Annotated in this window: 20 protein-coding genes and 1 pseudogene; 10 read left to right on the forward strand and 11 right to left on the reverse strand. The window is 70.1% G+C overall.

Translation table 11 applies throughout. From position 1 onward, the window contains the following. The first annotated feature begins 105 nt into the window (after positions 1–105). Positions 106–999, forward strand: coding sequence for a LysR family transcriptional regulator (locus OG799_RS25790; RefSeq protein ID WP_406038358.1), 894 nt, complete (start codon positions 106–108; stop codon positions 997–999). Between the two features lie 61 nt (positions 1,000–1,060). On the opposite strand, the gene OG799_RS25795 is transcribed toward OG799_RS25790, so the two are convergent. Continuing rightward, the gene (locus tag OG799_RS25795) at positions 1,061–1,411 is read right to left on the reverse strand and encodes a helix-turn-helix transcriptional regulator (RefSeq protein WP_406038360.1); all 351 of its coding nucleotides are present in this window, start codon (positions 1,409–1,411) and stop codon (positions 1,061–1,063) included. Positions 1,412–1,448: 37 nt separating this feature from the next. On the opposite strand from OG799_RS25795, the gene OG799_RS25800 reads away from it, so the two are divergent. Then, positions 1,449–2,132: an integrase gene (locus OG799_RS25800; protein WP_406038362.1), complete on the forward strand. Its 684-nt coding sequence runs from the start codon at positions 1,449–1,451 to the stop codon at positions 2,130–2,132. A 209-nt stretch (positions 2,133–2,341) separates the two neighbouring features. On the opposite strand, the gene OG799_RS25805 is transcribed toward OG799_RS25800, so the two are convergent. From OG799_RS25805 to OG799_RS25815, 3 genes are all read right to left on the reverse strand, one after another. Continuing rightward, positions 2,342–3,322, reverse strand: a complete 981-nt coding sequence (locus OG799_RS25805) for an LCP family protein (RefSeq protein WP_406038364.1) — start codon at positions 3,320–3,322, stop codon at positions 2,342–2,344. Between the two features lie 298 nt (positions 3,323–3,620). Then, on the reverse strand, positions 3,621–5,813 hold the full coding sequence (locus OG799_RS25810; protein WP_406046407.1) for an FUSC family protein: 2,193 nt from the start codon (positions 5,811–5,813) through the stop codon (positions 3,621–3,623). 268 nt (positions 5,814–6,081) lie between these two features. Then, positions 6,082–6,780: a putative quinol monooxygenase gene (locus OG799_RS25815; protein WP_406038366.1), complete on the reverse strand. Its 699-nt coding sequence runs from the start codon at positions 6,778–6,780 to the stop codon at positions 6,082–6,084. 783 nt (positions 6,781–7,563) lie between these two features. On the opposite strand from OG799_RS25815, the gene OG799_RS25820 reads away from it, so the two are divergent. Beyond that, entirely contained in the window at positions 7,564–8,808 is a 1,245-nt protein-coding gene (locus tag OG799_RS25820) for a multicopper oxidase family protein (protein ID WP_406038368.1), read from the forward strand. Between the two features lie 358 nt (positions 8,809–9,166). Here the strand turns inward: OG799_RS25820 and OG799_RS25825 are convergent, their stop codons facing one another. The 3 genes from OG799_RS25825 to OG799_RS25835 all read right to left on the reverse strand — a co-directional run bounded on the left by OG799_RS25825 (position 9,167) and on the right by OG799_RS25835 (position 15,106). After that, a complete protein-coding gene (locus OG799_RS25825) occupies positions 9,167–9,364 on the reverse strand; it encodes a hypothetical protein (protein ID WP_406038370.1) in 198 nt (65 codons plus the stop codon). 163 nt (positions 9,365–9,527) lie between these two features. Next, entirely contained in the window at positions 9,528–11,315 is a 1,788-nt protein-coding gene (locus OG799_RS25830) for a glycoside hydrolase family 15 protein (RefSeq protein ID WP_406046408.1), read from the reverse strand. Positions 11,316–12,160: 845 nt separating this feature from the next. Further along, positions 12,161–15,106 carry a hypothetical protein gene (locus tag OG799_RS25835; protein ID WP_406038371.1) on the reverse strand — a complete coding sequence of 982 codons (2,946 nt, stop codon included), beginning with the start codon at positions 15,104–15,106 and terminating at the stop codon, positions 12,161–12,163. Here OG799_RS25835 and OG799_RS25840 point away from each other — a divergent pair. Continuing rightward, entirely contained in the window at positions 15,084–15,416 is a 333-nt protein-coding gene (locus OG799_RS25840; RefSeq protein ID WP_406038373.1) for a hypothetical protein, read from the forward strand. The two genes, OG799_RS25835 and OG799_RS25840, sit on opposite strands and share 23 nt — an antisense overlap. 360 nt (positions 15,417–15,776) lie before the next feature. Here OG799_RS25840 and OG799_RS25845 read toward each other — a convergent pair whose 3' ends face one another. Beyond that, positions 15,777–16,286, reverse strand: a complete 510-nt coding sequence (locus OG799_RS25845; RefSeq protein WP_406038375.1) for a hypothetical protein — start codon at positions 16,284–16,286, stop codon at positions 15,777–15,779. Between the two features lie 304 nt (positions 16,287–16,590). Further along, positions 16,591–17,736, reverse strand: coding sequence for a magnesium/cobalt transporter CorA (gene corA / locus OG799_RS25850; protein WP_406038376.1), 1,146 nt, complete (start codon positions 17,734–17,736; stop codon positions 16,591–16,593). Positions 17,737–18,251: 515 nt separating this feature from the next. Between corA (OG799_RS25850) and OG799_RS25855 the strand changes: the two are divergent. From OG799_RS25855 to OG799_RS25870, 4 genes and pseudogenes are all read left to right on the forward strand, one after another. Beyond that, a pseudogene (locus tag OG799_RS25855) lies at positions 18,252–18,371 on the forward strand (hypothetical protein); the annotation flags it as partial. A gap of 38 nt (positions 18,372–18,409) precedes the next feature. Beyond that, complete coding sequence (locus OG799_RS25860) at positions 18,410–18,586, forward strand: hypothetical protein (RefSeq protein WP_406046519.1); 177 nt, start codon at positions 18,410–18,412, stop codon at positions 18,584–18,586. A 373-nt stretch (positions 18,587–18,959) separates the two neighbouring features. Next, positions 18,960–19,187 (forward strand): hypothetical protein, encoded by a 228-nt coding sequence (locus OG799_RS25865; protein ID WP_406038378.1) that lies wholly within the window; start codon positions 18,960–18,962, stop codon positions 19,185–19,187. A gap of 53 nt (positions 19,188–19,240) precedes the next feature. Beyond that, positions 19,241–20,164, forward strand: a complete 924-nt coding sequence (locus tag OG799_RS25870; RefSeq protein WP_406038380.1) for an SDR family NAD(P)-dependent oxidoreductase — start codon at positions 19,241–19,243, stop codon at positions 20,162–20,164. Positions 20,165–20,395: 231 nt separating this feature from the next. Here OG799_RS25870 and OG799_RS25875 read toward each other — a convergent pair whose 3' ends face one another. Further along, positions 20,396–21,613, reverse strand: a complete 1,218-nt coding sequence (locus OG799_RS25875) for an FUSC family protein (protein ID WP_406038382.1) — start codon at positions 21,611–21,613, stop codon at positions 20,396–20,398. A 157-nt stretch (positions 21,614–21,770) separates the two neighbouring features. Between OG799_RS25875 and OG799_RS25880 the strand changes: the two genes are divergently transcribed. Further along, positions 21,771–22,166, forward strand: a complete 396-nt coding sequence (locus OG799_RS25880; protein WP_406038384.1) for a hypothetical protein — start codon at positions 21,771–21,773, stop codon at positions 22,164–22,166. 36 nt (positions 22,167–22,202) lie between these two features. Here OG799_RS25880 and corA (OG799_RS25885) read toward each other — a convergent pair whose 3' ends face one another. Further along, a complete protein-coding gene (gene corA, locus OG799_RS25885) occupies positions 22,203–23,216 on the reverse strand; it encodes a magnesium/cobalt transporter CorA (protein ID WP_406038386.1) in 1,014 nt (337 codons plus the stop codon). A gap of 309 nt (positions 23,217–23,525) precedes the next feature. Here corA (OG799_RS25885) and OG799_RS25890 point away from each other — a divergent pair, with 309 nt between their 5' ends. Further along, the gene (locus tag OG799_RS25890; RefSeq protein ID WP_406038388.1) at positions 23,526–25,487 is read left to right on the forward strand and encodes an amino acid transporter; all 1,962 of its coding nucleotides are present in this window, start codon (positions 23,526–23,528) and stop codon (positions 25,485–25,487) included. Positions 25,488–25,529: the final 42 nt, after the last annotated feature.

The following is a 25,529-nucleotide window of genomic DNA, read 5'->3' on the forward strand; positions in this document are numbered from 1 at the left end:
GTCCGCTGACCTACTCGTCAGAGCGGCAGTCACCAGACTCACCCACCCACATCCTGCGGTCCAACAGCAAAAACCGCTGAGATTGAGCAGATATGCTGCTCAATCATGGAGCTGCGACACCTTGAGTACTTCATCGCGGTCGCCGAGGAGAGGCACTTCACCCGGGCCGCGGAACGAATGCGCGTCGCCCAGTCGGGCCTGTCCGCGTCGATCCGCACACTGGAACGGGAGCTTGGCGCGGACCTGTTCATCCGCAGCACCCGCCGCGTCGAGCTCACCGAGGCGGGACGGGCGCTGCTGATCGAGGCGCACCGCACCCTGGCCAGCGTCGCCGCCGCGCGGGATGCCGTCGCTGCCGTGCAGGGGCTCCTGCGGGGCACAGTGTCCGTCGGCACCGAGCAGTGCCTCGGTGTGATCAACCTCCCCCCGTTGCTAGCCCGCTTCCGGCGCACCTACCCAGGAGTAGAGATCCGGCTGCGGCACGGCGGATCAACACACCTGGCCGATCAGGTTCGCCTCGGACGCCTCGATGTCGCCTTCGTCGCCTTGCCGGGGCAACCACCAGACGGTGTGACGCTCATGCCGCTGGCGACCGAGCCGATGCTGCTGCTCTGCCACCCGGAGCACCCGCTGTCGGCCCGTGACACCGTCGACTGGGAATCGCTGCGTAACGAGTTGTTCGTTGACTTCTCCTCCGACTGGGGGGCCCGCCAACTCACCGACCGGGCCTTCACCGCCGTCGGCCTCGAACGGCAGGTACCCCTGGAGGTGAACGACGTACACACCCTGCTCGAATGCGTCGACCAGGGACTTGGCGTCGCACTGGTCCCAGCCCCCGTCGCCCGCAAGCCATCCGCGAAGCGGCTCCATGTCGTCACCCTCAGCGATCCGGCCGCCCCCAGGTGGCAGGTGTCCGTCGCCGTCCCCACGGCCGCTCCGTCGAGCCCAGCCACGGATGCACTCCTCAGAATGGTGCTGCCGACGTCCCGGCCGGCGTGACCATCTGTTACCGCGACTCCGGGACCCTAAATTGCTCCCGGTCCGATGCTGGCCGCTGGCTCTATTCGGCCGCGGGTGACTGCGCCATGGCCGCCCCGAGTTCGGCGCGGCTGGAGATGCCCAGCTTCCGGTAGACCCGGGCGAGGTTGGCCTCGACGGTCTTCGGGCTGATGAACAGCGCGTCGGCGATGGCCCGGTTGGTGCGGCCCTGCGCGGCCAGTCGGGCCACCCGCTGCTCGGTCGCGGTGAGCGTGGTCGGCGTGGGCGTCCGCCCGCCGATCCGGGCCAGTTCCGCGTGCGCCCGATGGGCGAAGGCGGCGGCGCCGAGCGCGGCGAACTCGGCGGCCGCCGTGCCGAGGACCTCGCGGGCCTCCCGTCTGCGCCGGGCGCGGCGGTGTGCCAGACCGGCCACCAGCTGAGGCTACCGACGCCTGCACGGGAAACTGTTGGTGCTCGGCCTGCACGTGGCCGCGTCCACAGTGTGGGAGATCTTGAAGGAGGCCGGGATCGACCCGGCGCCCCAGGGGTCCTCCAACACCTCGGCCGACTTCCTCCGTTCCCAGGCCGACGCCCTGCTGGCCTGCGACTTCCTGGAAACGATCACCCTCACCGGAGCGCGGATGTACGTGCTCGCGGTGATCGAGCACGCCAGCCGTCGGATCCGGATCCTGGGCGCGACCGCGCACCCGACCGCCTCATGGGTGTGCCAGGCAGCGAAGAACCTCGTCATGGACCTCGAGGACGCCGGCTGCCGGGCGCGGTTCCTGATCCGGGACCGCGATGGGAAGTTCCCCGCCCTGTTCGACGCCGTTCTCAAGGACGCGGGCATCGACGTCGTCCTCAGCGGCGTCCGGATGCCCCGCATGAACTCGATCATGGAACGCTGGATACAGACCTGCCCACGCGAACTGTTGGACCGCACCCTGAACTGGAACCAGCAACACCTGCTCCACGCCCTGCGCGAGTTCGAACAGTTCTACAACGGGCACCGCCCGTACCAGTGCATCGCGAACGCGCGCCCGTTGTACCCGTTGCCTGCGCAGGTCACCGATCCGGACAAGCTGGCCCGCCTCGACATTCGAAGACGCAATCGCCTCGGCGGCATCCACCACGAGTACGAGCATGCCGCGTGACCTGCACGGACGAGGTTTTCGGCAAGTGCAGGGTCGGGGACGGACCCGGCGTACGCCAACTGCCTCTCGGACCACGGAGTGCAGCCCGGCACCACCCCGGACGCGAGCGATCCGACGGCCAGCGCGGCGCTGGAGGCGTGCAAGGCGCTCAAACCGGCCCCGGCTGCGAGCTGACTGCCCCGACCCGGTGAGCGTTCGTGGCGACCGCTCTAGAGGCGGGGGTTGGCGGAGTGGGTCGGGGACGGTGTCGAGCCCTCGCTTCCCCGCACGTACTCCTGGACCGTGTCGTGGGCGACCGCCTGGAAGAGCGCCCGCGCCTGGGCAGTGTCCGGCAGCACCACGCTCTGCCCACTCCTGGTGCCGGTCCCGGCGCTCGGGCTGCCGAGGAAGGTCAGGTCCTCGCTGCGCAGGTCCCGCAGTTCCAGCGCGACGTCGACCAGGTCGAAGTCCTTGTCGACGGTGACCGACGTGGTGACGGCCTGGAGGAAGGAGTTGAGCTTCACCGGGTTGGACAGCGTACCGAGGCTGACCGCCCGGTCGAGCAGTGCCTGCAGGAACTCCCGCTGGTGCCGTTCCCGGCCGAAGTCGCCGTCGGCGAACTGGTAACGCTGGCGCACGTAGTCGAGCGCTTCCGCGCCGTTCAGATGCTGGGTGCCCTTGTCGAAGGTCCGGTACGGCGGGTGGATCGACGTGATGGTCTTCTCGATCTTCAGGTCCACGCCACCCAAGGCGTTGACCACCTGTTCGAAACCGGCGAAGTCGACCAGTCCCACGTGGTCGATGTGGACGCCGGTGAAGGTCTCCACGGTCTGCACCATGAGCGGTGTGCCGCCCCAGGCGTACGCCGAGTTGATCTTCGCCATGGTGTCGCCGTGCCGGCCGTCGGTCGACTTCGGGACGAAGACCCAGGTGTCCCGAGGGATCGAGATGACCTCTGCCTTCTTATGGTCGGCGTCGAGGTGCAGAAGCATGATCGTGTCGGTCCGCGAGTTCGCGGTCGTGTCCGGGTCGCGGGAGTCGCTGCCGAGCAGCAGCACGTTCATGGCGCCGCTGACCGGCTGCGTCGGGCGAGCGCTGTCCGGCAGTCCGGCGAAGGCGTCGGCGCGGGCCAGGTTGTCGTTGAGCGAACGGCCGTACGCCCCGATGCCGAAGGCTGCGCCGCCGCCCAGCACCAGCAGTGCCGCCAGCACGCCCACCAGAATCCGTCGTGATCTTCGTTGCACCCGCCCCAGCCCCCTACGCCCCAGCCGGACGCCCACCCGGTCGCCCGATCGTCACCCAAAGTAATAAGCCAAGCTGGGAGGTGCCTTGGAGTGATCGCGGGCGCAGCACGTCCCGCTGGTGTCACCGCGACCGGACCGGGCCTTCCGGTCCGCCGATCGGGACACACGCGCGGACATCACCTCAGCCAGGACGGGTTTCGCCGAACGGATCGCAACTGCGGCGAAGGCACCCGCAGTGAGGGACTCGGGATGCCGGGGGATCCGGCTACGCCTTCTTCCGATGTTCCGCTGGCGCCATCGGTGGTGACTGGATTCGCGCGATGTGGCTTGTGAGGCCGGCAAGCCACACGTCGATCTCGACCAGGCGCAGGACCTCGGGGCGGGTTTCGCCACCCCGGATGCTCTCATCGACGCGGTCGACGACGTCCGTGGCAGCCGCCGGCGGCGCGACGGGACGGCGGATCTGGCCCTGCGGCAACTGTCTGGCCAGGTCGGCGTAGGCGGACCGCAGTCGTTGGGCCCAGCCGACGAGCTGGGCTGCGGAGTCGGGCCAGGACGCCAGAACGCCGGGCCGATCGCGGGCGAGAAGCGCCTCTGCGCCGTGCAGGATGCGATTCCCGGCGATCAGTACGACCTCCCAGTCGACATGCGACATCCGCGGATCGTGGCGCTCGAAATGGTACTGGGCGAAGGATGCGTCGGTGAGGATCTTTCCTCGACGCGCTGCGTCAACCGCCTCGGGCGTTTCCTCTTTCCCCGCGAGCACCTTCACGGTTTGTGCGATGGCCTCCGCAGCGGCCCCGAGGTAGGCGGCGGCGTTGCGCCGCAGCTCGCTGCTGGCGCCTCGGGGCCACATCAGCAACCCGGCAAGAACGCCGACCGCCGCACCGATCAGGACATCCACCACACGGGCCCCGACCAGCTGCCAGTTCACCGGCGTGAGCTGGGCGAAGACGAAGATGAGCAGCAGTGTCAGCATGGCCTGCGACCAGCCCATGCCCAGCAGAGGGCCCACGCCGAACGCCAGCACCATGGTGATCGGCAGCAGCGCCAGGTAGATCTCGGGCGGTGGAGAACTGAGGAGCAGCAGGCCGCCAGCGACGGCGCCGATGAGGGTGCCGACCAGTGCGGGACGCAACGTGGTGCGGGTGTCTGCGCCGGAGGTCCGCAGGAGAGTGAGGATGGCGAGAAGCACCCAGAAGCCGTGGAGCAGGTTGAACGTTCCGGCGATGATGCGGGCGGCGGCGAGAGCCACGGCAAGCCGGACCGCTCCCTCGAAATACACCGAGCGTGGGGTGAGGTGTGCGCGAAACTGCTGCCAGTACAACGACAGGACGCTGCGCCGGGCGTACCAAAACTGGTCGGGCCCGGTGGCCGGACGCTCTGTGGCCTGCCTGGTCCGGAAACCACCAGCCACCCGCGTGGCGGTCGCAAAGATGCCGGCCTGTTCGACCACTGCCTGAGCGATGGCGTCTACGCGCAGACGAGTGGCGTGGGCCCGCTGCCCCGCCCGTGCCCGCCGCCTTTCGAGTGCGGCGCCCGCGGCATCAAGGTGGTCGTCCGTGCCGGCGGCCTGTGCTTCCCCGAGCGCGATGTCGCCGGAGGAGCGGATCGATACTGCGGACTGCCGCAGCAGCCGCGCCGCGTCGGCGTCCCTGGTCTCGGTTGTCCCCGGTTCGGTCGCGAGCGACTCGGCGAGCGCGAGCATCTCGTGTACGGCGGCGGCAGCATCTCGCAACGCACGGTCCCGCACGCTGGCGGACATGGGCCGCCGGGTAGGGGGTAGCTGCAGTATCCGCACCTGTTCGACTGCACGGATGGCCCGAGTGTGGCGCCGCGCCACCTCCGCGTCTGCACCTTGCTGCCCGGACATCACGTCCGCGATCCCCTCGAGGAACGCGGCGACCCCCTTCGCCGCGTCGCCCAGGCGGTGCGGGAAGGCAACCGGTGCCGGGTCGGGCCACAGCGCCACCTCGGCGAGGCTCACCAGCACGACGCCCAGCGTCACACCAGCCAACCGGGCCGGCAGCGTGCCGGGCTGATACGGCGGGAAGCAGGCCAGGATGTAGAAGAGCTGGAACGCGTTGGCCAGCCCGACCAGGCGCGGGCCGCCGACGCCGGCGAACGCCACGGCGAACCCGACGACCAGCATGCCGGCCGCCGCGGCCCAGGTGCTCCATGCCAGGACGGTGCCGATGGCCACCAGCACCCACGCCATCGGCAGTGCGGCGAGAAGCGTGCGCGCTCGCTGGGACGCGTCGCCCGACAACTGGGCGAACATGCCGGTAGCGACCGTGGCGAACAACGCGTACGTCGCCAGGACCGTGCTGCCCAGACCGTACCGGCAGCCGTAGAAATTGACGGAGGCGACGAGGGTCAGCCGCGCCGCCCGGCGAACTGCCCGATATCCCGGATCCCGGCGGCGGAGCCAGCTGACGACACTCCGTCCCAACCGCATGTCCTGCCCCCGAAAAATGTTCACTGTGACGGCCAGACCGGTCGGGTCCCCGAAAGGTAAGCGAGCGCAATGGGTTGGACAGGCGCTTACCGCGAAGTCGAAGAGCGACCCGTCGGGATCGGAGCGCCCGCGTCGGTCGGTGTATGGCGCGGACATGATCGGTGTCGTCGAAGCGTGGCAGCAGACCGGGCTGGACTCCCGCCCGGGCCGGGCCTACGTCCGGCGCCGAGCAGGCCCAGGGCCGGGATTCCGAGGCCGCCCCGCTGGTCTAGCTGGAGGGCTGGCTGAACATCGCCATCATGTGCGCGGTCCAGGGAACCACCAGGCGCGCGTCCACCTCGCCCCGAACATACCGGTAGAAGTTCGGCGTGTTCATGTGCTTGGCGAGCGCGTCCTGGTCGGTCCAGTTCTCGTAGAAGAACATCACCGACGGGTCCTCCCGGGACTGGTACAGGTCGTAGTCGAGGCAGCCGGGTTCGGCCCGGGTCGGCTCCACCATCACGAGGTGGGCCCGACGCACCGCGTCGACCGCACCCGGCTTGATGGTGAAGAACGGAACAAGGGTCACCTGGGCGGGGGAGTTCGCCGTCGCTCGGGGCCGGTCCGGTCTGGTGTCTGGGCTGGAGAGCGGCCGCGCGCAGCTCAGCATGGGCGCAGCCACCAGATCCGGCACCGTCTGCTCGTTCAGCAGGGTGCGGACGTGCGCGCTCGCCATGTGCTGATCGAGGGCAGCCTGGTCCCGCCAGTTGGCCAGTACGTAGAACGCCGCCGGATTGTTCTTCAGCCGATGAAGGTCGTAGCTGACGTTGCCCGACTCTGCGCGTGCGAGCCCGACCAACTGCAGCAGCGCGTCACACACGTTGGATTCCCGACCGGGTTTCGCGACTAACTGGGCGATTACGGTGACCTGGTCGGGCGCCGGCGAGGGCGATGCCTCGTCCTGTCCAGCGGCTGCGCTCGCGCCCATCTGCTTCCTCCCGATTGCCGTCTCCTGCGGGCACCTGCCTCGCCAGGCCAGCCGATCTGGCGAGAATCGGCAGCCTCACCAACGATCCGCTTCGCGGTCCGCCGGTTCCGTCTCGGAGATCAACGCGAGGCCGTCTCCGCCGGGGGCCAACCCCTGGCCGCACGAGTGCGCGGCCGAGCGTCATCGAGCACGGCCATACGCCGTATCCCAGCCACCTGAACCCCAGGGACTTGTTCTCTCCGCAGCGTAGGTCGGCACAGTGTGGTGGTTGGCCGGAATGACGCGGTACAGGACGTGGACGGCAAGATCAACGGGACCTGACTCGTAATGCCTGGCCCGATGCATTCGTTGTTCCTGATCTGCCCTCGGGCTCGGCTCCCGTTGGCCGACGATGGCGGGGAAGGGGCGAAATATGAGCGGTGCTGGCGGCTCGCGCGGATGGGGCTGGAGAGAGACGCCGGCTGACGGTGGGACCCGTCACCCTGGTGTGCCGGTGCTCCGACGGCGGACGACAACTCGCCCCCGACACCCGATCCGGTAAGTCCAGAGCGTGGTGCTTGGCGTGGGCAGCCCCGTCCCCGAGGAGGGGTGTAATGCGATCTCGAATCCACCTAACCCTAACCTGGCTCTTCGTCGAAATCCTTGCGGTGATCACTGTCGCAGGCTGCTGGGCTGTGGGGGGGAAGCGAGGTCGCGAGGAAGCCGTCGCCGTCGCCGTCCGGGCAAGCGGGCCTCCCGCTGCGGGATCCAGCGCAGTGGGTGAGCCACAACGGGGTGTTGCGGGTGCAGATACGCGTGGAGAGACGGCAGGTGGACGTGGCCGGCCGGAAGCTGTGGGCCCTGACCTACAACGGCGATTACATGCCACCCACATTGCGGTTCCGGCCGGGAGACAGGCTGGAGCTGGCGATGGAGAACCGGCTGGACAAGCACACCAACCTGCACGTCCATGGACTGCACGTCTCTCCCAGCGGCAACTCCGACAACATGTTCATCCACATCCATCCCGGCGAGACGTTCAATTACTCCTATCAGTTCCCGGGCAATCTCGCGCCTGGCACCTACTGGTACCACTCCCACGCGCACCCGACGTCGGAAGCGCAGGTTGCGGGCGGAATGTCCGGCATCATCATCGTCGACGGACTCCAGCAGTACCTGCCGCCGAACCTGCGCAACATCACCGAACACGTCATCGCACTCAAGGACTTCCAGACCCAGGGCGACGCGATCAAGACACAGGGCCTGGCAATCGCCGCACCCACCAATCGCACCGTCAACGGCCAGCTGAACCCGACTATCCGCATCCGGCCAGGTGAGGTTCAACTGTGGCGGCTGGCCAACATCAGCGCCAACATCACCTATTACCTACGCCTCCAGGGACAGCAATTTCAGGTGATCGCCCAGGACGCCAACCCCGTCAACCGGATCTTCGCGGCGGACTCACTCGTCCTCCCGGCCGGCGCCCGGTTCGACGTCCTCGTCCGAGGAGGCCCGCCCGGCAGCACTCAACTGGAGACGCTGCCGTACAGCACCGGATCGGGCGGCGACCAGTTCCCGCAGGCAAACTTGGCCACCCTGGTCTCCGAGGGGCAGCCGACCACCCAGTCCGCGCTGCCGTCCACCTTCGCCCCGACAGAGGACCTCGGCAGCGCCGCAGTCGACGCGCGCCGCACCATCGTGTTTTCCGAGAACCCCGCAGGGACCCAGTTCTTCATCAACGGCAAGCAGTTCGATCCGAACCGGGTGGACGTCCGGTCGAAGCTGAACACGGTGGAGGAGTGGACCATCCGCAACGACAGCAACGAGCAACACTCCTTCCACGTCCACACCAACGACTTCCAGTTGATGAGCGTCAACGGCGCCCCGCACCACAGCAGCGGCCTGCAGGACACCGCGGTCGTCCCCGCCAGCGGAGAGATCGTCATCCGGACACACTTCACGGACTACGTAGGTAGGACCGTCCTGCACTGTCACATCCTCCAACACGAGGACGCGGGCATGATGGCCGTCCTGGAGATCGTCAAGTGATCGGGTCCCGGTTGGCTCATTCTTCCTCATCCGTTCAGTGGATTCTGGGTGCCCAAGCTGCTCAGAGACGACCTTCACGTCGACGCCAGGCGAGGGTGGCGGCCCCGTGGCGTAGGTCGTGCAGTCGGATGGGTGGCAGGCCGGCCTTTTTGACGAGTCGACGGAAGCGTTGGGTGACTGAGTTGGGGTGCCATGGCTTGCCGTCGGGGCGGACGAAGAACAGCCCGTGTCCTCGCCACCGCCACCGCCACCGCCAGGACGCCGTCCGCCGCCGCGTCCGCCCTGATCGGCGAGATCCGGGCGTTGCCCGCCAGCCAGGCGCGTGAACGTCGGCGTCACTGCGCGATGTCGGCCACCCTCATAGAGCAACGGGCAAATCGAAGATGCGGGCCAGGTGCCCGGCCTCGCGTGCCGGATCGTCCAGACCGAGCGGGGTGAGGCCGGCGAAGATGGACGCTACGTCGAACCCCGCGTGCAACGGGTACCACCGCGGCGTGCCCGCGGGCCGCTGGCAGATCCCCTCCTCCGAGCGCACCGAGGTTGCCAGCGCGACCATGGTCCCCCCTCCCGGCCGACGGCTACCCGCTCCGCGCGGCCAGAGCCACCCGCATCCGCGCCGACCATGCCTCCGCCGGTGAGGTTTCCGGATCGGGATCGGCCTGGCGCGGTGGCTCGGCCGGGTGCGGTGGCTTAGCCCGGCGCGTGCCACGCCCGAGGGATCAAAAATGGACGGTCGGGTCAGTGAGCCGCGCGGCGGCGATGATCTGGCCTATATGCGACAGCGCCTGGGGCGTATTGCCCAGGTGTTCACCCGTCACCAGGTCGTACTGCTCGGCGAAGATGCCAAGGTCGTTGGCTTTGGTGCAGGTGCGCTCGAAGAGCTCCGTCGCCCGTTGGTTGTCGCCAGCGAGCACCAGGCACCCCACCAGCCAGAACGAGCACCACACGAAGCCGGCGGGGGCGCTCGCCCAGCGCCGCACAAGGCCGTCGGTGGTGAGTTCCCGCTCGATGGCCTCGATCGTCGCCCGCATCCGCCCGTCGGTGGCCGGCAGGAAGTTCACCAGCGGCATCAACAGCACCGAGGCGTCCAACTCGTCCGACCCGAAGGCGCCCGTGAAGGCCCCAACCCGCTCGTTCCAGCCCTGCTCCAGCACTGTCCGGTGGATCTCGTCACGGGCCACGGCCCACCGCCGAGGGTCCGCCCCCTCCCCGAGCCGCGGCGCGAGCCGCACCGCCCGGTCCAGCGCCACCCAGCACCCCACCTTCGACGACGTGTAGTGCCGCTCCTCGTCTCGCACCTCCCACATGCCGGCGTCGGGCCTGTGCCAGATGTTCACCGTCTGATTAGCGAGGTCCACCAGCATCTGCCGCAGCTCCTCGTCGAACTGCCCCAACCGGTCGCGGAGCAGGTACGCGGCCTCGAGCACCTCGCCGGGCACATCCAATTGTCGCTGCCGCCAGGCGTCGTTCCCGGTGCGTACCGGCCGGCTGCCGGCGTAACCGCCTAGATGATCGAGGACGTGTTCGGACAGGTCCCGTTCGCCCCCGACGCCGTACATGATCGGCCCGGGCTCGGTTCCGAGTCGGCCAACCGAGCGGACCGCCCAGCCGAAGTGCCGGGACGTCTCCTCGGTGCAGGCGGCGACCCACAGCGCGTGCAGGGTGTACGAGAAGTCGCGCAGCCAGGCGAACCGGTAGTCGTAGTTGCGGTCGGCGCCGAGCTGCTCGGGCAGCGAGGTGGTCGCGGCGGCCACGATCGCACCGCTGGGCTGATAGGTCAGGCCCTGCAGGATCACGGAGCTGCGGCGTACGAGATCGGGATAGCGGCCATCGTAGTGGTGGCTGTCCTGCAAAACCTGCCACGCTTCAACGGTTTCGGCGATCGCCGCGACCGGATCCAACTCGGCAGCCGGCGGGCCACCGAACGACGGGGCGTACGCCAAATCGAACCCGACCACCTGACCGGCAGAGACGTCGAAGGCCGCGTGGGCACGCCCGCGCTCGCAGGTCAGCGGTACGCCTGCCCGCAAGGTCAGGCTGACCGGTCCGGCGGCTGCAACGACCCGGTCCGGCTGGCTGCGCAGATACGGCGTGAGCAGCCCGTATTCGGGGCGGGGCACGAAGTCGGTCGACATGCGCACTCGCCCGCTCAGCCCCTCGACCTGGCGCATCAGCACCGCCGGTGACGCGGAGCCCAGGTCGTGGCCGCGGGCACCCGGCTCGGCGGCGAGCGCCTCGGTGACCGCGACGCTGCCGCCGTCGGTCTGGTGCACGGTGCGCAGCACGAGGCTGTCGCCGATGTACGCCCGCTCGATGCGCCGGCCGTCCCGCTCGCCGCTCGGGCGCAGGACCCAGTGGCCGGCGTCGGAGTCAAGGATCCGGCCAAAGACCGACGGGCTGTCGAACCGCGCCGGGCACCACCAGTCCACCGAGCCGTCCCGGCTGACCAGCGCCGCCGAGCGGCAGTCGGACAGGAAGCCGTAGTCGGCGATCGGCGGCCGCTCCATGCCGCCCTGCATACCCAGATCTCCGCCGGTCAGACCCGCCTCGCCCGTGACCGCTCGGCCTGCTCCCCGGACGGGCCACGTTTGCCTATCCATGACACCGGGATTACTGCAGGCGGCAGACGCAGGACAGAGACCGGCGACCGACCCACCGAGCATCATTCGAGCGAATGCGTCCGCAGACCGGTGCCGGTCAGGAGACGGTGCAGCAGGTCACGCGCCTGCAAATGATCGACGATCATCGGTTTAGGAAACCGATGATCTATCCCCTGAGCTACGAGGGCGCGAGGGCCTGGTCTAGCGACCTGCGGGTTGGTACGGGGTGGCAGGGAGTGTGGCCTGTGTTGACCTGCGTTGTCCCGGTCGGCCGGCCCGGGTGATGGCCACACGTGGACCACACGGGGCGCCCCAGAGACCATGATCATTGGCCCGGGTTGACCCGAAGTGGCACCGGCTGACGCGCGATGGCACCGGCTGGAGAGCACACACCGCGCACCTCACGCAAGATCATGACGTGGCCAACGTCGGCTCTCGCCCACTCCGTCGGGCGGGAGCCGCTGGCCTGCAGGAGCCCGCCTCGGCGGCACCGTCGCCGTACGCTCATCTCGCGGCCGTACCCCAGGCGTCGCCGGCCTGGCCGACGGCGGCGACCATGGTCGCGGTCGCGGTCGCGGTCGCGGGTGCGGCCGTGGCGGCCGGCATGTGGGGCTATCAGCGCCGCGACATGCGGCACTAGTGCCGCGGCAGGCAACGGTTGCGCGCTTGGCCACCTCACGCAGAGCCGCAGACCGATCTGCTGTTGGGGCCAGAACGTTGCCCCGACGCAGATCGGTCTGCGGCCGATCGGCTCAGTTCACGGTCACCGCGACGGTCTTCGGTGACTGTTGCAGCTGCCCGTAGTTGTCGACAGCTCTGATCGAGACGGTGTAGGCACCCGCCGGGATCACCGGCGACGTGTAGGCGAAGTTCGACCCCGGGGAACCCGGGCTGGTGAGGAAGGACGCGATCCAGGGTGCGGCGCCCGTGCTGAACGCACCGGAGGAGTTCATCCCCTGACCCCCGCTGTTGACGATCTGCATCTCCACTCGAAGCATCCCGACGTCGTCCACGGCACGTCCGGTGACCACGATCCTCGAGTCGGTGTAGACCTGGCCGTCCTGCGGGGTGAGGCTCGGTTCCAGCCGCGGGTCGAGGTCGCCCGGGTACACGAGGTATCGGGCGGTCGCGCCGGAGGTCGAAACGTCCTGCTGGCCCGCCGTGTCGACGGCCCAGGCCTCGACGCTGTACTCACCCTTGGTCGGCAGGTCGATCGGCAGGGTGAAACTGGTGCTCGTCGCACCGGGCGAGGCGAGCGTGGCGTTCACCGTGGCGAAGCTCGCCGCCATGGTGCCGTTCGCCTGCACGTACCGGCCGGTGTCCAGGTCGCGCAGCGCCACCCGCACGCTCTGCACGCCCTTGTCGTCGGTCGCGGTGCCGGCCAGGCCCAGGTGCAGCTGCTCGATGTTCTGGTCGACACCGGTGAAGCTCAACAGGCCGTTCGGGAACGCGTCGCCGGGCACCTGGGCGGTGACGGAGAGCCGGCCCTGATTGGCGGTCGCCGTCGTCAGGCCCAGGTTGTCGGTGGCCCGAACCCGGAAGTCGTACACGCCAGGCGTGAGCGGCACGGTGGTGAAGGACCAGTTGTACGACTTGCCGCTGAGGTTCGTCGGTGAGACCCGGTGGTAGGCCGCGATCGAGTCGACGCCCCACGTGCCGTCCGCGGCCAGCGACTCCCGCGTGGTGGTGTTGCGGAGATAGATCTCGACCGACTTCAGGGTGTCGTCGTCGCCGGCGGTACCGGAGAACGTGATCGAGCCGCCCGGTGCGACGGTGATGGGTGCGGCGGAGGTGGGCGGGGTCATCGGCACGGGGGTGCTGATGGCCACGGTCGGCGCGACACCGGTGGACGAGACGGTCCACTCCCGGGTGGCACCGCGCAGGTCACTCTGACCGGCGGTGTCGATGGCGGTGGCCATCAGCTTCCAGTCGCCCTCGATGGGGAGGGTCACCTCCAACTGCCAGGTGGTCGACAACGCGCCGATCACGTCCGGCTCACCGCGGAAGGTGTTGTAGACCGGGGCGAGCGTCCCGTCGTCCTGGAGGTATCGGTTGTCCGGGGTGCGCAGCCAGTACGTCATCGCGCTGACGCCCTTGTCGTCGCTGGCGGTGCCGGTGGCGACGAAGCTCGTGGTGGTGAGCAGGCCGGCGGTCGGCGCGGTGACCGCCGTCGTCGGCGGCAGGTCGTCGAAGCGGAAGGTCTCGATCTTCTTGACGGCCTTCGTGGGGTCGCTGGTCCCGTCCCGGCCGAACGCCTTCGCCTGGACCTGGTATTCGGCGACGGGCAGCGCCACCGACAGGGACCACCCGGTCGAGGTCGCGTTCGGCGCGGCGAGCGTCGCGTTGATGCTGTTCGCGGCGCCCCAGGTGGTCAGGTCGTCCTGGAGGTACTGCTTGGAGCCCCGGTTCTGGATCTCGATCTGGACCCGGCTGACGCCGGCCGGCGCGGTCGCCTTGCCGTCGAGCACGAACGCCTCGTTGGCCTGCTTCACCGAGCCCTCGATGGGCGTGACGATCGTCGTGTCGACCGCCGAGGCCGCCGGCTCCTTGCTGAGGTCGAAGAAGCCGACCCGGCCGACCGTCTTGCCGCCCTTGATGTTGCCGTCGCCGCCGACGAAGAGACCGCGCGGGGTGGCCAGCATGGCCTTGTCCCCCTCGTACGAGTTGGAGCCCCGGTTCCACTCCAGGGCCGTGCCGGTCTTCGGGTCGAGCGCGCCGAGGTGGTCGCGGCGGACCACCTGGTCGCCGAGGCCGTAACCGCTCAGGCCCTGGCCCGTGCCGTACCCGACGTTGTCCAGGCCGGGCCACGGGACGGGGGAGGTCGGCGATTCCTGCCAGCTGAAGTGGCCGCCGACGTACACGGCCTTCTCGGTGATGGCGACCGAGTAGACGCTGTCGAAGTGCCGGGACACCCAGAGCGGCTCGACGTTGTCGTTCCCGGTCGTCGGAAACGCGATCGCGGTGTCGTTGATCGGCGGACGGTCGCCACCCGAGCCGCTGGTGACGACGAAGTAGGAGTCGTCCGGCGCGATGTCACCGGCGAAGACCCGCTGGATGCCGCCGACGAAGGAGAGGTTGTCCTCCCACAGGCGCGAGCGCCAGGGCAGGAGGGCCCTGGTGGCGGTGTTGACGAGACCGACGCCGTAGCGGTCCTGGCCGGCGATCTGCCGACCAGTGTGGACGACCAGCAGCTTGCTGTCGTCGTGCGTCAGCTTGAGCTGCTGCACGGTGAGCAGGCCGCCGACGCCGATGCCGCCGGACAGGGGCAGGTTGAATCCGCTGTCCACCGCGCCCGTGGTCGGGTTGAGGGCGACCAGGCTGCGGCGACTCACGCCGTTCACCTTCGAGAACTGGCCACCCACGTACACCGCCGTGCTGCTCACGGCCAGCGCGGTCGCGCGGCCGTCCGCGGTGGCGGTGAACCCCGCGATCGGGGCGCCGGTGAGCGGGTTGAGCCGGGCGATCTTGCGCTTGGTGACGCCACTGACCGTGTTGAACGACCCCGCGACGTAGAGCGACGACCCGTCGGGCGAGGCCTCGACGGCTTCGACGGATCCGTCGAACGTCGGCCGGAAGCCGGTGTCAATCTTGCCCGTGTCGATGTTGTACGAGGCCAGCGACTTCTGGGCGATCGGCGTTGCGCCGACGTTGGCAATCGACGTGAAGGTGCCGGCGATGAAGACCCGGTTCCCGATCACCTCGATGTCGGTGATCTCGCCGCTGGTGATCCTCGGCGTGTCGGTGCGCGGCGTGCTCGGCACCAGCCGGGTGTGCGCCGGCACCGGTTCGGACGCGACCGTGACCGTGCTCGCGGCGACGCGCGTGGCGTCGCTGCCGACTGCCCTCATGACGGTGGTGCCAGCGGTAGGGCTGGTGACGGTGCTGGCGAGCTTGCCCGCCACCGTGTCCGCAGCCGCCGGTAGGCCCAGCAACACCACGGCCCCGGCAACCAGACCCGCAACGGCGCGGCTCCGAACATGCATCGAGACAACCCCCTGTAACGCCTGAATCGCGCCACCGGGTCGGCCCCCAGCAACGTCCACTCCCCGGCGTGCCGGAAGTCACCGTAGGAGGCAGGGACCCCTTGCGGTACCGAGGCCGGCTGGAAACCACTGCTCGACATCAATTCCGGCCCCACCGGCCGGCCCCGTCACCTTAGGATCCAGACCCGCTCCACCGATCGGCTCGGCGGAAGGCTGTCCAGCGGGCCGTCACTTGCCTGATCGACCTGTCCGAATGACGGAGAGCTGGCGGGCCAGCCTCGCTTCCGGTCCGCCACCGCGGTCGATCGTCCCGGGCAGCCACGCCGGCGGGCCGTCGCGGCGCGAGCTGAAGGGCGGGCCGTCGAGCGCGCGATCCACCCTTCGACTAGCAACCAGGCGAAGACGGCACCGAAGGGCTGTCCGGACACTTCGTGTAGACGATCTTCTGGTTCGCGTCCGGGTCACCGATGTAGAACGCCAGGACCACGCCGTTCTCCCCCTTCTCGGCCCGCAGGTCGCCGCCCGTCGCCACCGCATGATCGGAAAGTTTCCGTACATGAAGGTAGAGATGATTCTTCGGGCCGCCCGGGTCGACCGACGGAGCCCGCAACTCCCAACGACCTGAGCCCGGGAGCTTGTCCCGCCCGGCCTGGTACCCGGCGGGTAGCACGCCGGTGAAATCGTCGAACATCTGGTGCGGAAGGTCGGTAGCGGTGAAGCTGCCGTCGTCGGCGAAGGACACAATTCCTCCGGACGCCGCCTGCCGCCATCTGCCGAGGACCTCGGCCTGGCTCAGGTCGACCCGATCATCCTTGGCAAGGGAATCCAACGACGAGCAACCGGCGAGCACCAGCACGGCCAGGACCAGCGCGGCCAATCTGCTCATCCCGGTCACCAACTCGATCTCATCGCTGCACGTCGAAAGCCTATCGTCACAGCCCGGGAAATCCTTGGGCCCCTGGTCGACTTAGGGCAGGTCGACCGAACCGCTGGTTTCACCGTTGGCCGGCGCGCCGGTGATGGTCTGCCGAGCCTGCTGAACGGATTCCATCCGGCGGTCCACGGTGTCCACGACCTCGCCGCTCGGCGACTCGTAGGACTGGCAGGAGTCGTCGCCGCAGGGGATGTGACCACTGTTCGCCCACCTCGCCGCTCCCGGCCAGGCGCCGACGAGCCGCCGCCGGGGGTGACCGCGGGCGTCACAGCCAGTCGCGACGTTTGAAGATGAGGTAGAGGCTGCCGCAAACCAGAGCCATCAGCATGACGGCGAACAGGTAGCCGAAGCGCCAGTGCAGCTCCGGCATGCGGTCGAAGTTCATGCCGTAGACGGTGCCGATCAGGGTCGGGGCGAACAGGATCGCCGCCCATGAGGAGATCCTCTTGATCTCCTCGTTCTGCTCGTAGCTGGCCGCGGTGAGGCTGCGCATCTCCTCGTTCTGCTGCTGGGAGACCAGGGTGGCGTTGACGGTGAGGATGTTCTGCAGCAGGTGCCGGAACCCGTCGACCCGTTCCACCACCTGGGTCAGGTGGTCGACCACGTCACGCAGGTAGCGCTGCAGCTCCTCGTCCGTGCCGTACTTGACGAATCCGGCACTGAGGGCGTCGAGCACGCCGAGCATCGGGCCGGCGGCGCGCTGGAAGTCGATGACCTCGCGGCTGAGTTCGTAGATGCGCCGGCTGACCGTCGGGTCGCCCCGGAAGACCTCGGTCTCGATCTCGTCGATGTCGTTTTCCAGGCCGGCCACGACCGGGGCGTAGCCGTCGACGACCTGGTCGAGGATCGCGTACAGGACGGCTTCGGGGCCCCGGGCCAGCATCTTCGGGTCGGCTTCCAGCCGCTGCCGGACCGCGGCGAGGTCGGGAGCCTCGCCGTGGCGCACGGTGATGACGAAGCCGGGCCCGACGAACAGGTGCAGTTCGCTGAACTCGACCTCCTCGAGCGCGTCGACGTAGCGCGCGGCGCGGAGCACCACGAACAGGGTCTCGCCGTAGCGTTCCAGCTTGGGCCTCTGGTGGGCGGTGATGGCGTCCTCGACGGCCAGGTCGTGCAGCTTGAACTCCTGCGCCAGGGAGGTGATCTGGTCGGCGTCGGGCCGGTACAGCCCGATCCAGGCCATCGCATCATCCTGCTCGTGCAGGCACTGGTACGTCTCGGCCAGCGTGCCCGGCGAGGCGTAGCGGTGCCCCCGGGTGTAGACGGCGCTGTCGACGAGGCGGCTGGGCGCGGGCTGCGGGACGGGTACGACCGGCGGCACGGCGACAGGTTCGGTGGTGTCGGTGCCGTTCCGGCTCGGCCGGCGGCCGAGCGTGGTGCCCAGGGGAAAGGTGCGACGCTTCGCAGGCATGGGAACTCCTCGGTGCGAGGGACGAGCGGACAGCGCCCCTGCAACCGGTCGCTGGTCAGCGTGCGGTGGCCGGAGGGGCGGTCGTGACGGGTGTGGTGGCGGTACTGGGAGGTTCGCTGCCCATGGCGGTGACCCCCTCCCTCCGACGAGTGCCTACGCGCGCCGCGAGTCTACCGACGCCGCGACGGCCGCTCCGGTGCCCGGCGGCCGACCTCGTCCGGCCAACGCCCCGGTGCCTGCTGCACCGCGCTGGAATCACCCTGCCGGTCGCCGGCGACCCCGCGTGGCAGGGCGTGCGATCAGCAGGCAGGGACGCCGGTGAGCGCCTCTCCCCCGCCGGCGGATGCCTCGAAGCCCACGCCAGGACCGGTCGGCACGGTCACGTCAAAGGCGCGTAGCGATTCGCGGCGTCGCCGTGACAATCGCGTAGCTGACCAGCAGCTGGCGACCTCGCACACCGTAGCGTCCGATCCGCCGCCAGCACGGCGGCCTGAACTGGAAGGATCGCGACGACCATGGACGAGGGCCCGAGAGTCTTCGCCGTTCCGGTCCGCACGCTGCCAGGACGGCAGCTGCAGACCGTGCGGACCGGCCGATCTCCGCAGGGTCAGCGGGTAGGGATCGCCTTCACCCGACCGGACCTGCTCGCCGCCGCGATGGGCGCCGAGCAGCCATGGTGGAGCTCTGCGAGTCGGCGCTGCGGTCCATGTTGCGCCCGCTCGGCATCGACCGTATCCAGGTCGATCCCCTCCTGGTGGCACCCGCCGTCGGCCCGGACGTCAGGGTCCAGCCGACCCTGCCCGTGCCGTACCCGGGCGCGCCCGCGCTCGTCGGTGCCCAGCGGGACTGACCGCCCTCCCTCATCCCCGGAGTGTTGCGGTCCCCAGGCGCTGTATAGACGGCGTGAAATCGAGGGTGTCGCGCGTATAGACGGCGTCAACGGCCTTGTCCGGGGTCGGCCGGGTGGAGTGTGCTGGGCTGGTCGGGACGACGGATCCCGACCAGGTGGGAAGGACGACGGTGGCCAGGTCGACCCGGCGCGTTCCGGTACGCGGACGCGTGGTCCGGCGCGGTCGGTGGGCGGTCGGTGCGGTCCAGACAGGGCGTGATCGTCTCCCGCATCCGGGCCACGGACGCCGCCAGCCCTGTCCCTTCCACCACGCGGCGGGTCAGGGTTGTACGGCCCTGGCCCGCCGCGTGCCCATCGTTGAGAGAGCGCAGCCATGCACGACGACAACGTTGCCGGCGCCGTCACCGGCGCCGACCCCGCCGGGTACGTGGAGGTCACCATGCGGCGGGACGGCCGCCTGACGGCACTTCGGATCAACCCCCATGCCATGTACGACCTGACCGCGGGCGAGCTGGCCGGCGCGTGCCTCGAGGCGATCGAGCGCGCGGACTCGGTGCGGTCCCATCCGGGGCGGGCCTTCTGGGGCCTGACGAACAGCTGATCTCAAACAGCGCGGCACCCGCACGGAGCGACACCGCAAGAAGAGGGTCAACCATGGCAAGAACCGCAACCACTGGAACCGCCCGGCCACCGGCGCCGAGGGACCTGAGGTCCGACCCGGCCAGGACCGCCCTCGTCACCGGCGCCACCACCGGCATCGGCCTCGAGGTCACCCGACGGTTGGCCGCCACCGGCTGGCACGTGCTGCTGCACGCCCGCGACGACGCCGACGGCAGGCGGGCGGTCGACCGCCTGGTGCGTGGCGGCGCGGACCCGCGACGGGTGGAGCTGGTCGTCGCCGACTTCGCCCGGCTGGCCGCGGTGCGCGACCTCGCCGGCGCGGTCGCCGCCCGACCCCACCGGCTGGACCTCCTGGTGAACAACGCGGCTGTGCGGGGTGCCGCGCGGCGGGCGGAGACCGTTGACGGCAACGAGCTGTCGTGGCAGGTCAACTACCTGGCGCACTACCTGCTGACCCGGTCGCTGTTGCCGGCGTTCAGCCCCGGCGGCGGGTCGCGGGTGGTGAACCTTTCGTCAAGCCTGCATCGGATGGGCAATCTGGCCTGGGACGACCTCAACCGCACGGGACGCTACGCCCCGGTCGCCGTGTACGCGCAGGCGAAGCTCGCGCTGACCATGTTCGGCGTGGCGCTGGCCCGGCACGCCGACCCAGGGCTGACCGCGGTGAACGTCCATCCCGGGGTGGTGCGGACGGGCCTGATGACCATCTACGGCCGCAGCGGCGCGCCGGTGGTCGACGGCGCGTTGGCGGTGCTGCGCGCGGCGACCGGGGACGCGACGCCGGTCAACGGGGGCTACTACGAGGGCTGCCTGCCCGCGGTGCCGGCCCCGCTGGTGGGCGACCCGGCGGCGGTGGAACGGCTGTGGCAGCTCAGTGCGCGGATGGTGGGGCTGGAGGTGCGCAGCCCGGCCGACATGGCAGTGCCGTCCGAGCCCTCGCGATCTCACCTCGGTTGATCCGATGACGACGCGGAGATCACCGCGTGGGCCCTCGCGGCGGGTCGGGGTGACCGGGACGCGGCCGCCCGGTTCGTCCGGGCGACCCAGCCCCCAGTTGCGGCCCGGTAGCCCGGCGAGCCGTAACCGCCCGGACAAGGCCCGCTGGCACCCCGCCATCACCGAGCTCAGCGCCGCGCTGGCGATGCCGGCGTCGCACATGCCACACCCGCCGGGCTCCGGGCACTTCCCTCACCTGGAGGCGGCCGGCGGGGTGGGACCGGCTGGCGGCGTGAGCGGGCCGAAGGCGTGCCGGATCGTCCGGTTCGCGTCGTCCTGACTGGTCCCGGTCGCCACGAGCAGGTCACTGGCTGCGGTACGGACCTGGGCGACCACCACCTCACCGGAGAATCCCACCCCCGCCCGGTACGCCCGGCCTGCCTCGCACACCGACCGCAACGCCTGTTCGCGGGCCCTGTCGGGATCGTTGCCGGCGGTGAACTCGCGCCGCAGCACCCGCACGGCCTGAGCCAGTGCGACCACCGCCGCCGGCATGGCCTCGGGGATCGGTTCGCCGTCCTCGATCATCGTCACGGCGCGGCGGATCAGGGTCCCGCTGTTGCGCATGGCCCGGTCGACCGGCTCCACCGACTGCGCGTACCGCTCCATGGGGCCGCGCCGGTTGCCCCAGTGCAGCGGGGACAGGGTGCTCGCCTCCCGGGCCCCCTGTGCCGCCTCGCCGAACGCACCCAGCTGCTTCTTGTTGTCGCGCAGCCGGTCCAGGGCGGCCTGGGCGCGGTCGGCGTCCCGACCTCTCATCGCCTCGGCGGCGGCCTCCAACTGGTCGATGAGCAGGTCCAACGCCGGTCCAGCCGCCCGGTTGACCACCCGGAGCGGGTTCAGCGGCAGCAACACCGCGGTCACCACCAATGTCACCGCGCCGCCGACGAGAGCGGCGACGAACCGGGGGATCTCCAGGTTCGGTACCGACGGGGTGAGGGTGCCGATGAGCACGGCGGTGGCGGCGGACTGGACCACCAGCGCGGGGCTGCCGCCGATGAAGACCGCGACGATGATGGCCAGCACCACGATCAGACCGAGCTGCCACGGCCCGGCCCCGATGAGAAAGATCAACAGGTCGCCGACCAGCACGCCGACCGACACCCCGATGAGCAGCTCGACGGTCCGGCGCAGCCGCTGGCCGACGGACGCGGCCAGCGCCACGACGGCGGAGATCGGCGCGAACAACGGAAGCGGAATGTGCAGCAGGTCGGCGGCCACCCACCAGGCCAGTCCCGCCGCCAGCCCCGCCTGCGCCGCCAGGCCGGTGCCGGCCCGGACCCGCCGCAGCCGCTCACGCACCGACTGCGCGGACCGACGCCGCAGCTGCGCCACCGCCCCGCGGGCGTCCGCGGCCCGGTCGGCCGGTGCCCGTCGGCTGCCTCCCCTCGGCGGACCGTCGCCGACCATGGCGGCTCGTACCCGGTCAGCGGCCGACCATTCCTCCGCCAGGCAACCGTCCCTTCGCCCCGTCGGGTGTCAAGGGGACGTGAAAATGTCGGCCCGGGCCGTCAATTCGCCGTAGCGGCCGCCTGCGACACCGCAGGGAAGCGTGAGCATGGACGGCATGACGTCGGGATTGGTCAGACGGCGTGACCGGTGGAACCTGCCGGTCACCGACCGGGCACCGGCCGCGGCCGAACCGGAGCAGGTCCCCGGGGCCGCGGCGGCGTCCGAGCCGAACGTGCGGATGCACACGATGCTGGTGTGCGTCCGGCTGACCGCGGCCACCCCGGGCAGCCGGTTGCTGGACTTCCTGCACGCCGAGCCGTGCGCGGTCCAGGCCTGGTGGATCGCGGCCGACATCGACGCGGTGGTCCTGCTGTCGTCGCCGAGCCGGACGGCGCTGCACCGGGCGGTGGCGGATCTGCGGCGGCGTGGCGGAGCGGAGGTGGTGGCGGCGCACACCATCCTGCGGCCCCTCGATCTGGCAGCCGCCGGCATGACGGCAGCCGGAGGGTGAGCGCGATGTCCACCCGCGCGGGCCTCCGGCGCCGGGTCACAGCCAGCCGCGGCGCTTGAAGATCAGATAGAGGGTGCCGCAGACCAGGGCCATCAGGGCGAGGGCGAACAGGTAGCCGTAGCGCCAGGCGAGCTCCGGCATGTGGGTGAAGTTCATGCCGTAGACGGTGCCGATCAGGGTCGGCGCGAACAGGATCGCCGCCCAGGAGGACACCTTCTTGATCTCCTCGTTCTGGGCGTAGCTGGCGGCCGTGAGGCTGCGCATCTCCTCGTTCTGCGCCTGGGTCACGAGGGTGGTGTTCACGGTGAGGATGTTCTGCAGCAGGTGCCGGAACCCGTCGACCCGCTCGACGACCTGGGTGAGGTGGTCGGCCACGTCGCGCAGCCGGCGGCGCAGCTCCTCGTCCGTACCGTAGGTGTCGAACCCGGCGGTGAGCGCGTCGAGCACCTTGACCAGCGGGCGGGCGGCCCGCTGGAACTGGATGACCTCGCGGCTGAGTGCGTAGATGCGACGGCTGGCGTTGGGGTCGCCGCCGAAGACCTGGGTCTCGATCTCGTCGATGTCGTTCTCCAGGCCGGCGACGACGGGGGCGTAGCCGTCGACGACCTGGTCGAGGACGGCGTACAGCACAGCCTCGGGCCCGAGTGCCAGGACCTGCGGGTCGGCCTCCAGCCGGCGGCGGACGGCGGCGAGGTCGGGCGCCTCGCCGTGGCGGACGGTGATGACGAACCCGGGTCCGAGGAACAGGTGCAGTTCGCTGAACTCGACCTCCTCGCGGTCGTCGAGGTAACGCGCGGCGCGCAGGACCACGAACAGCGTGTCGCCGTAGCGTTCCAGCTTGGGCCGCTGGTGGGCGTTGATGGCGTCCTCGACGGCCAGGTCGTGCAGCTGGAACTCCCGGGCCAGGGATCGGATCTGGCCGGTGCCGGGCCGGTAGAGACCGATCCAGGCCATCGCCCCGTCGAGTTCCTGCAGGCAGCGGTAGGTGTCGGCGAGAGTGCCCGGGGAGGCGTGGCGGCGGCCCCGGGCGTAGACGGCGCTGTCGACCACTCGGCTCCGGGTCGGCTCCGGCCGCGGTTCATCCGGCTCATGCTCGTCCAGGCGGCGTCCGAAGCCTCCCGTCCGGGGAGGCCACTCCTTGTCGCCCATCGCCCTCCCGGAAGTCGTCCACCGAGCACGACGCCGTCACGCGGCGCTGGTCCTGCCGCCGGTTCCCCCACCCGATCGGGGTGAAACCCGGCCCCGGCGACGCCGGCCGGGCCCGCGGAGGCGCCGGGAGACGCGTGTCGGGTACTGGCTGCTGGCCCGGCGGTCGCGCAGCGCATACTCGCGGCGACCATGGCGAGCTGGGGAGGCACGATGAGCGTCGGCACGCGCAACCGGGCGCGGACCCGGGAGAAACGTCCGCTGCGCGACTGGCTGCTGTCGGACATGTCCGCGCGGCCCGCGCAGACCGAGGGCCCGTACGCCCGCCCGCCCGAGCAGCGCCACCACACCTGGTGGAAGGTCATGTGCCTCACCGGCGTGGACTACTTCTCCACCCTGGGCTACCAGCCCGGCATCGCGGCGCTGGCCGCCGGGGTGCTCTCCCCGATCGCCACCCTGGTGCTGGTGCTGGTCACCCTGCTGGGCGCGCTGCCGGTCTACCGGCGGGTCGCGCACGACAGCCCGCACGGCGAGGGCTCCATCGCCATGCTGGTGAAGCTGCTGACGTACTGGCAGGGCAAGCTGTTCGTCCTCGTCCTGCTCGGCTTCGCCGCCACCGACTTCATCATCACCATCACCCTGTCCGCGGCGGACGCCACCGCGCACATCGACGAGAACCCGTTCTGGCCCGACAGCCTCCGGGGCCACGAGGTGATCATCACGCTGCTGCTGGTGGCGCTGCTGGGAGCGGTTTTCCTCAAGGGCTTCGGCGAGGCGATCGGGATCGCCGTCGGGCTCGTCGGGGTCTACCTGGCGCTGAACGCGGTGGTGGTGGCCGACGCGCTGTGGCGGGTGCTCACCCACCCGAGCGCGGTGAGCGACTGGACGACGGCGTTGACCACCCAGCACGGCGACCCGTTGCTCATGGTCGCGATCGCGCTGCTGGTCTTTCCCAAGCTCGCGCTCGGCCTGTCCGGCTTCGAGACCGGTGTCGCGGTGATGCCGCACGTCAAGGGCGACCCGGACGACACGGAGGAGAAGCCGACCGGGCGAATCCGCGGTGCGCGGCGGCTGCTCACCACCGCCGCGGCCATCATGAGCATCTTCCTGGTGACCAGCAGCATCGCCACCACCGTGCTGATCCCCGCGAAGGCGTTCGAGCCGGGCGGACCCGCCAACGGGCGGGCGCTGGCCTTCCTGGCCCACCAGAACCTCGGCGAGGCGTTCGGCACCGTCTACGACCTGTCGACCATCGCCATCCTCTGGTTCGCCGGCGCGTCCGCAATGGCCGGTCTGCTGAACCTCGTCCCCCGCTACCTGCCCCGCTACGGCATGGCTCCCACCTGGGCGCGGGCGGTGCGACCGCTGGTGCTGGTGTTCACCGCCGTGGCGTTCCTTCTCACCGTCATCTTCAGGGCAGACGTCGACGCCCAGGGCGGCGCGTACGCCACTGGTGTGCTGGTGCTGATCACCTCGGCCGCCACCGCGGTGACGCTGTCCGCGCGGCGCCGCCGCCAGCGCGGTCTCACGGTCGCCTTCGGCATCATCGCCGTGATCTTCGTCTACACCACCATCGCCAACATCGTGGAACGCCCGGACGGCGTGAAGATCGCCGCCTGCTTCATCGCCGGGATCATCGGGGTGTCGCTGCTGTCCCGCCTGTTCCGGGCGTTCGAGCTGCGGGTCAACACCGTCGATCTGGACCCGACCGCGCGGCAGTTCATCACCGACTGCGCGCGGCGCCGAATCCGGCTCATCGCCCACGAGTCGGCCAGCCGGGACGCCGCCGAGTACCGCGACAAGCTGGCCCAGATCGTGGCCGACAACGACTTCTCCGCCGACAGCGACGTCATCTTCGTCGAGGTGACCGTCACCGACCCCTCGGACTTCGAGACCGAACTGCGGGTCACCGGGGCGGTCCTGCACGGCAGGTACCGGGTGCTGCGCCTGTCCAGCTCCTCGGTGCCCAACGCGCTCGCAGCGCTGCTGCTGCACATCCGCGATCTCACCCACCGCCGTCCGCACATCTACTTCGAGTGGACCGAGGGCAACCCGGCCGGCAACTTCCTGCGCTACCTGATCTTCGGCCAGGGCGAGATCGCCCCGGTCACCCGGGAGATCCTGCGCCAGCAGGAGCCGGACCGGTCGCGCCGCCCGCACGTGCACGCCGGCTGACCCCGCCCGTCGGCCGGACGGGCCGGATGGCCCTGCGCCGGC

The sequence above is a fragment of the Micromonospora sp. NBC_00898 genome, from assembly GCF_045207895.1.
Classification (GTDB): domain Bacteria; phylum Actinomycetota; class Actinomycetes; order Mycobacteriales; family Micromonosporaceae; genus Micromonospora.